General features: G+C 58.2%; 10 protein-coding genes and 1 pseudogene. 6 read left to right on the forward strand and 5 right to left on the reverse strand.

Annotation, left to right across the window (positions count from 1 at the left end; all coding sequences use genetic code 11):
• Positions 1–2: 2 nt before the first annotated feature.
• The gene (locus GHO41_RS20845; RefSeq protein ID WP_048371638.1) at positions 3–743 is read right to left on the reverse strand and encodes a flagellar basal body rod protein FlgF; all 741 of its coding nucleotides are present in this window, start codon (positions 741–743) and stop codon (positions 3–5) included.
• Between the two features lie 300 nt (positions 744–1,043).
• On the reverse strand, positions 1,044–2,606 hold the full coding sequence (locus tag GHO41_RS20850) for a sigma-54-dependent transcriptional regulator (protein WP_048371457.1): 1,563 nt from the start codon (positions 2,604–2,606) through the stop codon (positions 1,044–1,046).
• 339 nt (positions 2,607–2,945) lie between these two features.
• On the opposite strand from GHO41_RS20850, the gene phhA reads away from it, so the two are divergent.
• From phhA to GHO41_RS20875, 6 genes are all read left to right on the forward strand, one after another.
• Positions 2,946–3,737 (forward strand): phenylalanine 4-monooxygenase, encoded by a 792-nt coding sequence (phhA, locus tag GHO41_RS20855; RefSeq protein WP_153434536.1) that lies wholly within the window; start codon positions 2,946–2,948, stop codon positions 3,735–3,737.
• 49 nt (positions 3,738–3,786) lie between these two features.
• On the forward strand, positions 3,787–4,143 hold the full coding sequence (locus GHO41_RS20860) for a 4a-hydroxytetrahydrobiopterin dehydratase (RefSeq protein WP_048371460.1): 357 nt from the start codon (positions 3,787–3,789) through the stop codon (positions 4,141–4,143).
• A complete protein-coding gene (locus GHO41_RS20865) occupies positions 4,143–5,339 on the forward strand; it encodes an amino acid aminotransferase (RefSeq protein WP_153434537.1) in 1,197 nt (398 codons plus the stop codon). The genes GHO41_RS20860 and GHO41_RS20865 overlap by 1 nt, the downstream gene beginning before the upstream one ends.
• A gap of 224 nt (positions 5,340–5,563) precedes the next feature.
• Positions 5,564–5,695 carry a hypothetical protein gene (locus tag GHO41_RS30420; RefSeq protein ID WP_256678817.1) on the forward strand — a complete coding sequence of 44 codons (132 nt, stop codon included), beginning with the start codon at positions 5,564–5,566 and terminating at the stop codon, positions 5,693–5,695.
• A gap of 90 nt (positions 5,696–5,785) precedes the next feature.
• Positions 5,786–5,962 (forward strand): hypothetical protein, encoded by a 177-nt coding sequence (locus GHO41_RS20870; protein WP_153434538.1) that lies wholly within the window; start codon positions 5,786–5,788, stop codon positions 5,960–5,962.
• A gap of 36 nt (positions 5,963–5,998) precedes the next feature.
• The gene (locus GHO41_RS20875; protein ID WP_153434539.1) at positions 5,999–7,186 is read left to right on the forward strand and encodes an MFS transporter; all 1,188 of its coding nucleotides are present in this window, start codon (positions 5,999–6,001) and stop codon (positions 7,184–7,186) included.
• 36 nt (positions 7,187–7,222) lie between these two features.
• Here GHO41_RS20875 and arfB read toward each other — a convergent pair whose 3' ends face one another.
• The 3 genes and pseudogenes from arfB to GHO41_RS20890 form a co-directional block, all read right to left on the reverse strand.
• Complete coding sequence (gene arfB, locus GHO41_RS20880; RefSeq protein ID WP_048371466.1) at positions 7,223–7,636, reverse strand: alternative ribosome rescue aminoacyl-tRNA hydrolase ArfB; 414 nt, start codon at positions 7,634–7,636, stop codon at positions 7,223–7,225.
• Positions 7,637–7,723: 87 nt separating this feature from the next.
• A complete protein-coding gene (locus tag GHO41_RS20885; protein ID WP_153434540.1) occupies positions 7,724–9,142 on the reverse strand; it encodes an amino acid permease in 1,419 nt (472 codons plus the stop codon).
• Between the two features lie 657 nt (positions 9,143–9,799).
• Positions 9,800–9,933 (reverse strand): annotated as a pseudogene (locus GHO41_RS20890) (23S rRNA pseudouridylate synthase B); the annotation flags it as partial.

A 9,933-nucleotide genomic window follows, 5' to 3' on the forward strand; every position in this document is an offset into this window, starting at 1 on the left:
AATTAGCTCATGGCCAGGACGCGAGTCATGGCCTGGTCGTCTTCTTTGGCGGTGTTCATCATTTTGATGTGCAACTCGAACTGCTTGGACAGGGCCAGCACCGAGGTCATCTCTTCGACGGCATTGACGTTGCTGGCCTCCAGAAACCCCGAGGTCACCCGAACATTGGCGTCGAATGGCGCAGGCTGGCCGTTGGCGGTGTGGATCAGGCCATCGAGGCCTTTAGTCATGGAGCGCAGGTCCGGTTGAACCAGCTTGATGCGGTCCACTTCAGCCATCACGCGCGGGCCCTCGCCCATGGCGCGAATGCTGATGGTGCCGTCTTCGCCCACTTCAATTTGCTGCTGCGGCGGCACGGCGATCGGCCCGCCGTTGCCCATGACCGGCATGCCGTTGCCGGCCCGCAGAATGCCCAACGAGTCGACATTCATGCTGGCGGTGCGCACATAGGCTTCGCTGCCATCGGGGGCCTGCACGGCCAGCCAACCATCGCCTTTGACGGCAATGTCCAGGTCACGCCCGGTTTGCACCAGCGCACCCGGAGTGAAATCCGTGGCAGGTCGCTCGGTCATGGCAAAGGCCCGCGCAGGAAAGCTGTCGCCAAACACCGGCATCGAACGCGCCTGTTCCAGATCGCGCTGAAAGCCGTTGGTTGAGATGTTCGCCAGATTGTTGGCATGTGCCTTTTGCGCCAGAGCATTCTGACTGGCGCCGGTCATTGCCACATAAAGGTACTTGTCCACACTCATTCCTCTGCCTGACGGACGCTTGCCGCCCACCGCTGTACTGAATGGGTACTAGCAATTTGCGCACCAACTTTTTATTGACGGTGAAAAGGCCGTGCTGGCGGGGTTTGAGGGGGTTATGTGGCGTCACAGAAATGACAAACCGGCGTGGTTATGCCGGTTGCGGCAAAGGGCGGCCTGTTCGGCACAAAAAAACGGTGGGAGCGGGCTTGCTCGCGATGCAAGCGACTCGGTGTACTTGACACTGCGCATCGTTCCAATCGCGAGCAAGCCCGCTCCCACAAGGTTTTCGCGTTTTTAATCCCGACCAGGCTTGATGATGTCGTGCTCGCGCAGTTTGTTGGCGATGGTGGTGTGCGATACGCCCAAGCGCTTGCCCAGCAGGCGGCTGCTCGGGTGTTCGGAGTACAGACGCTCCAGCACGGCTTTTTCAAAGCGCCCGACGATTTGGTCCAGCCCGCCTTCCATCGAGAATTCGCCCAGCGGCTGGCGCACGCCGTAGTCCGGCAAGCGGATGTGTTCGGCCTTGACCACGCCGCCATCGCACAGCGACACCGCCTGGAACAACACGTTTTCCAATTGCCGCACGTTGCCCGGCCAATGGTAGTGGCTCAAACGGTCCATGGCCGCCGGGGCCAGACGCGGCAACGCACAGCCAATTTGCCGACTGGCCTGATCGAGAAAATGCTCGACCAACGGCTCAAGGCCATCCAGGCAATCGCGCAGCGGCGGGATGTGCAACGACAATACGTTGAGGCGGTGGTAAAGGTCCTGACGGAATTCGCCACGGGCGCACAGCTCAGACAAATCCACCTGCGTGGCGCACATCACGCGCACATCGAGGTAGACCTCTTCGTCGCTGCCGACACGGCGAAAGCAACCGTCCTGCAGAAAACGCAGCAATTTGACCTGCAAACGCGGGCTCATTTCGCCCACGCCATCCAGGAACAACGTACCGCCTGCGGTCAGTTCCAACAGCCCCAACTTGCCCTCGGCCCTAGCCCCTTCGAATGCACCCGGCCCGTAGCCAAACAGTTCGGTTTCGGCCATCGACTCGGGCAAACCGGCGCAGTTGAGCGCCATCAGCGGCGATTGCCCCCGCGGGCTGGCCAGGTGACAGGCGCGAGCCAGCAATTCTTTGCCGGTGCCGGTTTCGCCTTCTATTAATAGAGGTGCATCCAGCGGCGCCATGCGTCGGGCTTCACGGACCACGGCGGCCATGACTTTTGAGCTTTGGAAAATACTGTCAAAGCCGCGCAACTCCTGCTTGCGCACGTTATAGATCTGCTCACCCAGACGGTCAGCCCGGTGCAAGGTAAGCACCGCGCCGGCCATGGCTTCGCTGTCATCGTGTTCCAGTTGCAGCGGCGCGATGTCAGCGAGGAACACATGCCCCTTGATCTTGACCCGCAGGCCGTTGATCCGCGATTTGTTGGCCCGCACCAGCTCCGGCAAGTCGAAGTCTTCGGCGTAGCGCGACAGGGCAATGCCCGGCACTTCATCGACGCGCACGCCGAGCAACTGCGCCGCTGCACGGTTGGCGGCCACAATCGAGCCGCCCATGTCGATGGAGAGCACGGGGAATTCCAGCGCGCCGAGCAAGGCGTTGAGTTCCATATGCCTGCGTTCGCTGGGCATCAGCCCTACGCGCTTGACGCCAAAAACCCCGGCAATGGTTTCAAACTTCGGGCGCAGCGCCTGAAACTGAAGGTTGATCAGGTTAGGGCAAAACAGATAGATCGCATTGCCTTGGTCGCCGCCCACCTCGCCGCGCTTGACGTTGATGCCGTAGGCCACCAACAGGTTGAGGATGTCACGCAGGATGCCAATCCGGTTTTGGCAGTGGACTTTGATACGCATGGGGCAAGGCTCGGCTGTGTCTTTATTGTAGGAGCGAGCTTGCCTCGCGATCTGTTGATCTTTTTAAAAGATCGCGAGGCGAGCTCGCTCCTACAGGGGTGTTTTTTGTTCGGGAGAGCATTTTGCTGTCACGATTTTTTGACGATTTTGCAATTACTCACGCCAGAATGACAGTTCAATTGTCTTGTCGTAACGAATTATTTACGGAATACGCACTCCATTCGGACAATGGACACGTTTGCCTGGCTGCATCCGGTCAGCACTTGGGATATCACTTAACCCACGAATACGCGCCGTCCCTGACAGAACAATAAAAACGATTTCTCTGCGGAGAGCACCATGAAGCAAACGAAATACGTCGCCCGTGAGCCGGATGCCAATGGCTTTATCGACTACACACCCGAGGAACACGGGGTGTGGAATACGCTGATTACCCGCCAGCTCAAATTGCTCGAAGGCCGTGCCTGCCCTGAGTACCTGCAAGGCATCGAAAAACTCGGCCTGCCCCACGACCGCATCCCGCAACTGGGCGAGATCAATAAAGTGCTGGGCGAAACCACCGGCTGGCAAGTTGCCCGCGTGCCGGCACTGATCCCCTTCCAGACCTTTTTCGAATTACTGGCCAGCAAGCAGTTCCCGGTGGCAACGTTTATTCGTACCCGTGAAGAACTGGATTACCTGCAAGAGCCGGATATTTTCCACGAGATTTTTGGCCATTGCCCGCTGCTGACCAACCCGTGGTTTGCTGAATTCACCCACACCTACGGTAAGCTCGGCCTGCAAGCCAGCAAAGAACAGCGCGTGTATCTGGCCCGCCTGTACTGGATGACCATCGAGTTCGGGCTGGTGAATACCCCTGAAGGCAAACGCGTGTATGGCGGCGGAATTCTGTCTTCGCCTAAAGAAACGGTTTACAGCTTGTCTTCAGAACCTGAACATCAGCCATTCGATCCGCTGGAAGCCATGCGCACGCCGTATCGAATTGATATTTTGCAGCCGATGTATTTTGTTCTGCCGGACTTGAAGCGCCTGTTTGACCTGGCTCACGAAGACATCATGGGCATGGTTGAAAAAGGCATGGAGCTGGGCTTGCATGCGCCCAAGTTCCCGCCCAAGCCGAAAGCGGCTTAACCCTTATTTTTTTTCAAGACCAATAAAAAATCGATTTCAGGAATACACCATGAGCACATTGAACCAAGCCCACTGCGAAGCCTGCCGCGCCGATGCTCCACAGGTCAGCGACGAAGAGTTGCCGATGCTGATCAAGCAGATCCCGGACTGGAACATCGAAGTTCGCGACGGCATCATGCAACTGGAAAAGGTTTTTCTGTTCAAGAACTTCAAGCACGCCCTGGCGTTCACCAACGCCGTTGGAGAAATCTCTGAAGCTGAAGGCCATCACCCGGGCCTGCTGACCGAATGGGGCAAAGTGACCGTGACCTGGTGGAGCCACTCGATCAAAGGCTTGCACCGCAACGACTTCATCATGGCTGCGCGCACCGATGACGTTGCCAAAACTGCCGAAGGTCGCAAGTAATGCACTTCTCAGCCATTGGCCGTGTGCCGGGCGATCCGATCCTGGGGTTGATCGACGCCTATAACCAGGACACCAACCCGAACAAATTCGACCTGGGCGTGGGCGTCTATAAAGACGCCAACGGCCTGACGCCGATTTTGCAGTCAGTCAAACAGGCCGAACAGCGCCTGGTAGATCAGCAACAGACCAAAACCTACATCGGCGGCCACGGTGATAGCCGTTTTGGCCAACTGATCAGCGAACTGGTACTGGGCACTGATTCGCCGCTGCTGGCGGCCAAACGTGCGGGCGCCACGCAAACGCCGGGCGGTACCGGCGCATTGCGCCTGGTGGCCGACTTTATCGCGCACTGCCTGCCAGGGCGCGGAATCTGGCTGAGCGACCCGACCTGGCCGATCCACGAAAGCATTTTCGCCGAAGCCGGGTTGAAGGTAGGTCATTACCCGTACGTGGGCCGCGACAACACCCTCAACGTAGCCGCCATGCTGCACGCCCTGGAGCACGTACCCAAGGGCGACGTGGTGTTGCTGCACGCGTGCTGCCACAACCCGACCGGCTTTGACCTGTCGCAAGACGACTGGCTGCAGGTGCTGGATGTCGTGCGTCGGCGCGAACTGCTGCCCCTGATCGACTTTGCTTATCAGGGCTTCGGCGACGGGCTGGAAGAAGATGCCTGGTCAACACGCCTGTTCGTGAGCGAACTGCCTGAAGTGCTGATCACCAGCTCTTGCTCGAAGAACTTCGGCTTGTACCGTGAGCGTGTCGGCGCGTTGATCGTGTGTGCCAATGACGCCGAAAAACTGACCGATGTGCGCAGCCAACTGGCGTATCTGGCGCGTAACTTGTGGTCCAACCCGCCTGATCATGGCGCCGCCGTGGTGGCGACCATCCTCGGTGATGCGCAGCTCAAGGCGCAATGGGCCGCCGAGGTGGAAGCCATGCGTAGCCGCATCGCGCAACTGCGCAGCGGCCTGGTGGAGGCGCTGACGCCATTCGGTCTGGCCGAACGCTTTGCGCACATCAACCAGCAACGCGGGATGTTCTCGTACACCGGGTTAAGTACTGAGCAAGTGCAAGTGCTGCGTGAACAACACAGCGTTTACATGGTCGGCTCAGGCCGCGCCAACATGGCCGGGGTCGATGGCACCCGTCTGGACTTGCTCGCCAAGGCTATTGCACAGGTCTGCCAGCACTAAAAAACCTGTAGGAGCGAGCTTGTCTCGCGATCTTTTGAGCGTTTAAAAGATCGCGAGACAAGCTCGCTCCTACAGGCCTGTTACAAGATGAATAAATCGCCACAATCGGCGCCAGACGCAATAAAAAGACAAATTGTCACACTCCCTCCTGTATCCTGCCCTTGCTTTTTAAAAGCGCCGATTTACCCAGCGATTTAAAAACACACCTTATGAGGAGCGCGACGATGCACGAGATCCCAAACCTCCCCTTCCCAAGCCTGCATGAAACTCAGCAGCCAACCCCGCAACACACCAGTGGCGAAAACCCCGCACTGGAAGAGGCTCAAGAAAGCCTCCAGGCCGACAGCGAAGACTGACCGGCCATCTATCAGGCGGTGCGAAAAGCTTCAGGTTTTTCATACCGCCTGACACAATTGCGTCACCCTCCTCTTCTCGCGGACAACAGCGTGACTGACACCTTTAGCGACACCCAGGCCAGCGTCCTGATCGGCACCGCCGAAAAAATGATCGAGCTCTGGGAGCGTCTCAGCCCACAAAAGCAGACCCTGCTGCTTAAGCGCTTCGGCACCCAGGAAAACGCACTGGCTGCTTTAATTGCGACACAATTGGTTGCACCGTTGTAATCTGCACCTTACCGCTCCCCGCAGGACCCCTACCCAATGCCTGAAACACAACGCCCTATGGCAATCACGCTGCAAGTGGTTTCCATCGTTCTGTTTACCTTTATCGGCTATTTGAACATCGGCATCCCGCTGGCCGTATTGCCCGGTTACGTTCACAACCACCTGGGCTATGGCACGGTCATCGCAGGGCTGGTGATCAGCGTGCAATACCTGGCCACGCTCCTGAGCCGCCCTTACGCCAGCCGCATCATCGATAACCAGGGCAGTAAGCGCGCAGTCATGTACGGGCTGGCCGGATGCGGCCTGAGCGGTGTGTTGATGCTGACTTCAAGCTGGCTGGCCGCGGCACCTGCCTGGAGCCTGGCCAGCCTGCTGTTGGGCCGGCTGGTGCTGGGCAGTGCTGAAAGCCTGGTGGGTTCGGGGTCGATCGGCTGGGGCATTGGCCGGGTAGGCGCTGCCCACACCGCCAAAGTCATTTCCTGGAACGGCATCGCCAGCTACGGCGCCATTGCCATTGGCGCACCGCTGGGCGTGGTGATGGTCGGGCATTTGGGCATGTGGAGCCTGGGCGTGAGCATCATTGCCCTGGCCACGCTGGGCTTGCTGCTGGCCTGGCCAAAAGTGGCCGCGCCCATTGTCAGCGGCGTGCGCTTGCCGTTCCTGCACGTGCTGGGCCGGGTGCTGCCCCACGGTACAGGTTTGGCGCTGGGCTCGATTGGTTTTGGCACCATCGCCACCTTTATCACCCTGTACTACGCCACCAACCACTGGGAAAACGCCGCGCTGTGCCTGAGCCTGTTTGGCGCCAGTTTTATCAGTGCGCGCTTGCTGTTCGGCAACATGATCAACCGCCTGGGCGGCTTTCGCGTCGCCATTGCCTGCCTGAGCGTCGAAACCCTGGGCTTGCTGTTGCTGTGGCTGGCGCCTGACCCGCATCTGGCCTTGGCCGGTGCTGCGCTGAGCGGTTTTGGCTTTTCACTGGTGTTTCCGGCGCTGGGCGTTGAAGCTGTTAACCTGGTGCCCGCCTCCAGCCGAGGCGCAGCGGTGGGCGCCTACTCGCTGTTTATCGACCTGTCATTGGGCATCACCGGGCCGCTGGTGGGCGCGGTGGCAGCAGGTTTTGGCTTTACCTCGATCTTCCTGTTTGCAGCACTGGCGTCGTTTAGCGGGGTGCTGCTGAGTGTTTACTTGTATCGGCAGGCAAAGCTTGCACGAGACAGCTAAGAACAACCCTCTCCCTCTGACTGAGGGCTTTTGACTTTAAAAGTCCACCTTGCCCCGCCCGGCCTTGATGCTGCCGCGCTTGGTCTTGGATTCGAGGCGACGCTTTTTTGAGCCCAGGGTCGGCTTGGTCGGGCGGCGCTTTTTTTCGACTTTGGTCGCGCTCACGATCAATTCAAGCAAACGCTCCAGCGCATCCGCCCGGTTCTGCTCCTGGGTGCGGTATTGCTGCGCCTTGATGATCAACACCCCGTCACTGGTGATGCGGCTGTCACGCAGCGCCAGCAGTCGCTCTTTGTAAAAAGGCGGCAAGGATGAGTTGGGGATGTCGAAGCGCAAATGCATGGCGCTTGAGACTTTGTTGACGTTCTGCCCGCCCGCGCCCTGGGCACGAATAGCCGTCAGTTCGATTTCGGCATCGGGGATATGCACGTTGTTGGAAATCACCAGCATTACAAAGGTCCATCAGCAGGGCGTGCAGCATACCCCACAAACAACACACCCGGCGCGGTGGCCGGGTGTGTTGTTTAACCGATCAATTTACTTGGCCGGGCTGTAAACCTCGGTAGAGGCTTGTTCAACACGCTTGGGTTTCAACCAGTAGCAGAGCCCCATAAAGGCCACCCAAATCGGCATTGCGAACACCGAGATGCGAATGCCCGGGATCAACAGCATGATCACCAGAATGAACGCTACAAACGCCAGGCAGATGTAGTTGCCGTACGGGTACCACAGTGCCTTGAACAGCGGGGTTTGCGCGGTTTTGTTCATGTGCTGGCGGAATTTGAAGTGCGAGTAGCTGATCATCGCCCAGTTGATCACCAGCGTCGCAACCACCAGCGACATCAGCAGTTCCAGCGCGTCGTGCGGCATCCAGTAGTTGAGCAGTACCGCAATCACCGTCACTGCTGCCGAAGCCAGAATGGCATTGACCGGCACGCCGCGTTTGTCGATCTTGGCCAGCGCTTTAGGCGCATCGCCCTGCTGCGCCATGCCCAGCAGCATACGGCTGTTGCAGTAGGTGCCGCTGTTGTACACCGACAACGCCGCGGTCAGCACCACGAAGTTGAGGATGTTCGCTGCGGTGTTGCTGCCCAGCATCGAGAACACTTGTACAAACGGGCTGCTGCTGTAGCTGTCGCCACCAGCGTTGAGGGTTTCAAGCAGCGAGTCCCACGGGGTCAGCGACAGCAGAACCACCAGCGCACCGATGTAGAAAATCAGGATGCGGTAGATCACCTGGTTGATCGCTTTTGGGATCACCGTGCGCGGCTTGTCGGCTTCTGCTGCGGTGAAACCGAGCATTTCCAGACCACCGAACGAGAACATGATGAAGGCCATGGCCATCAACAAACCGGTCACGCCGTGCGGGAAGAAACCACCGTGCGACCACAGGTTGCTGACGGAAGCTTGAGGGCCGCCGCTGCCACTGGTGAGCAAGTAACAGCCCAGGGCGATCATGCCGATAATGGCCACGACCTTGATGATCGCGAACCAGAATTCGGCCTCACCAAACACTTTGACGTTGGTCAGGTTGATTACGTTGATCAGCACGAAGAAGGCTGCCGCAGAGGCCCAGGTCGGGATCTCGGGCCACCAGTAGTGCACGTATTTACCGACCGCTGTCAGCTCCGACATGCCCACCAGGATGTACAGCACCCAGCAGTTCCAGCCCGACAGGAAGCCGGCAAAGCCGCCCCAGTATTTATGCGCAAAGTGGCTGAAGGAGCCGGCAACGGGCTCTTCGACGATCATTTCGCCGAGCTGGCGCATGATCATGAAGGCAATGAAGCCGCAGATGGCATAGCCCAGAATCATTGATGGACCGGCCGATTTGAGTACCCCGGCCGAGCCGAGGAACAGGCCAGTACCAATCGCGCCGCCGAGGGCAATCAACTGGATATGACGATTTTTCAGGCCGCGTTTAAGCTCACCTGATTGCGAGGTTTTTCCACTCATTGAAAGCGTTCCACACAAGGTTTGATGTGATTCAGTGCGATGTAGCTTGAGCACCAGAGGCAGTGATCGAAGGGTCTACAACACACATCAAACCCCAGCGCAGACGCCAGGAATCCAAAGTTGTTTCACGAGTCATGCGTCACCTGTTTGTTTTTATCTGTGACGGAATCGAACCCGCAACGCTTGTGGCGATGCGGAGTTAACAAGGCGGGTTAGCCTCGAGGTTTTGGCCACTCATCACGGGGTTGAGCAGCGCAAAAAGCGCGGGTACGCAATTGGGTCACAGTTAAAACGCGGCGCATTGTACACCCGCTCGTAGGCAAGATCCCATCACACCGCCGTTTGCAAGACGAAACAAGCCAATAAACGGTCAGAAATGGTGCAAGCAGCCATTTTTCCGGAAAGTATTCTTTACAGAAGGGGTGAAACGGGCTGCTGTGCCGGATAACCTGTTGATTTTGTAGAGACAGCTTTACGGAGCGTAAAGAAATATTTCCACGTGGAAACCTGATTTTGTAGGAGCGAGCTTGCCTCGCTAGCTTTTAGAAGATCAAAAGATCGCGAGGCAAGCTCGCTCCTACAGGGGCCTGGTGATTTGCAGGCATAAAAAAACGCCAACCCTTTGGGGGTTGGCGTTTTTTTCACAGCGCCGCAGGTTTACTCAGGCTTGCGACGGCCAAAGCCTGGACGCTGACCGGAACCGGACGGCGCGCCACGACGCTTGCCGGACGGCGCATCATCAACCAGCTTTGGACCCGAGCGCGTCGGCTTGGCCGGGCGCTTGCTGATTT

It is taken from the genome of Pseudomonas sp. FSL R10-0399 (assembly GCF_009600165.1).
Classification (GTDB): Bacteria; Pseudomonadota; Gammaproteobacteria; order Pseudomonadales; family Pseudomonadaceae; genus Aquipseudomonas; species Aquipseudomonas helleri.

What these genes read in the sequence shown, in the direction of transcription:
- GHO41_RS20850 (WP_048371457.1), bottom strand. Translation starts at nt 2,606, where the DNA reads ATGCGTATCAAAGTCCACTGCCAAAACCGGATTGGCATCCTGCGTGAC.
- phhA (WP_153434536.1), top strand. Translation starts at nt 2,946, where the DNA reads ATGAAGCAAACGAAATACGTCGCCCGTGAGCCGGATGCCAATGGCTTT.
- GHO41_RS20860 (WP_048371460.1), top strand. Translation starts at nt 3,787, where the DNA reads ATGAGCACATTGAACCAAGCCCACTGCGAAGCCTGCCGCGCCGATGCT.
- GHO41_RS20865 (WP_153434537.1), top strand. Translation starts at nt 4,143, where the DNA reads ATGCACTTCTCAGCCATTGGCCGTGTGCCGGGCGATCCGATCCTGGGG.
- GHO41_RS30420 (WP_256678817.1), top strand. Translation starts at nt 5,564, where the DNA reads ATGCACGAGATCCCAAACCTCCCCTTCCCAAGCCTGCATGAAACTCAG.
- GHO41_RS20875 (WP_153434539.1), top strand. Translation starts at nt 5,999, where the DNA reads ATGCCTGAAACACAACGCCCTATGGCAATCACGCTGCAAGTGGTTTCC.
- arfB (WP_048371466.1), bottom strand. Translation starts at nt 7,636, where the DNA reads ATGCTGGTGATTTCCAACAACGTGCATATCCCCGATGCCGAAATCGAA.
- GHO41_RS20885 (WP_153434540.1), bottom strand. Translation starts at nt 9,142, where the DNA reads ATGAGTGGAAAAACCTCGCAATCAGGTGAGCTTAAACGCGGCCTGAAA.